1 pseudogene is annotated in these 1,226 nt (G+C 57.3%); it reads left to right on the top strand.

From position 1 onward, the window contains the following. Positions 1–1,226: pseudogene (locus ACLD9W_RS12325) on the top strand (hypothetical protein); the annotation flags it as partial.

The following is a 1,226-nucleotide window of genomic DNA, read 5'->3' as shown; positions in this document are numbered from 1 at the left end:
GCCATCAACGGAAGCGGCTTTACCCTGAAGAGCTCGGCTGCTACCGGAGGGGAAAAGGATACGGCTTCGACAGGAGACGAAGTCATCAACCCCGGCGACATTCTGGACATGGCTGCGGGTAAAAACCTGAAAGTCAAACAGGAAGCCAACGGCAAAATCACCTACGCCACCAAAGACGAAGTAGCATTTGACAAAGTTACCGTAGGCGGCGTGGTAATCGACAAAACCGACGGCATCAATGCCGGCGGCAAGAAGGTTACCAACGTAGCCCCGGGTGCCGTTAATGCGACCAGCACCGATGCCGTCAACGGCAGCCAGCTGTACGCAGTGGAGAACAAACCGCTGACCTTTGCGGGTGACACCGGTACGGATGTTGAGCGCAAACTGGGCAGCAAAGTGAACGTCAAAGGCGGCGTCACCGACGCGGCCAAACTGAGCGACAACAACATCGGCGTAGTTGCGAACGGTACAGACGGCCTGAACGTCAAACTGGCCAAAGAGCTCAAAGACCTGACCAGCGCCGAGTTTAAAGACGCTGCGGGCAACGTGACCAAAGTTGGCGGCAACGGCGTGACCATCACCCCGAAAAACCCTGCTGCGGGTCAAGGACCGGTCAGCCTGACCGACAAAGGCCTGAACAACGGCGGCAACAAAATCACCAATGTTGCGCCGGGCACAGCCGATACCGACGCGGTGAACGTCAGCCAACTCAAAGCCGTAGGCAAAACCCAGGTCAAAGGCGAAAAAGGCGTCAAAGTGACGGGAGATGCGACCACAGGCTACACCGTAGCGGCCGATACCGCCCCGATTACCGTTGCCGGCAACAAAGCCGCGACACCGGCAGGCACCAAAGCCGACCAGCTTGCGACCACACAGAACGTTGTTGACGCCATCAACGGAAGCGGCTTTACCCTGAAGAGCTCGGCTGCTACCGGAGGGGAAAAGGATACGGCTTCGACAGGAGACGAAGTCATCAACCCCGGCGACATTCTGGACATGGCTGCGGGTAAAAACCTGAAAGTCAAACAGGAAGCCAACGGCAAAATCACCTACGCCACCAAAGACGAAGTAGCATTTGACAAAGTTACCGTAGGCGGCGTGGTAATCGACAAAACCGACGGCATCAATGCCGGCGGCAAGAAGGTTACCAACGTAGCCCCGGGTGCCGTTAATGCGACCAGCACCGATGCCGTCAACGGCAGCCAGCTGTACGCAGTGGAGAACAA

This window comes from Neisseria sp. WLZKY-1 (genome assembly GCF_046546535.1).
In the GTDB taxonomy this organism is placed as follows: domain Bacteria; phylum Pseudomonadota; class Gammaproteobacteria; order Burkholderiales; family Neisseriaceae; genus Neisseria.
The sequence above is the reverse complement of the archived record's forward strand: the minus strand, read 5'-3'. Positions and strand labels throughout refer to the sequence as shown.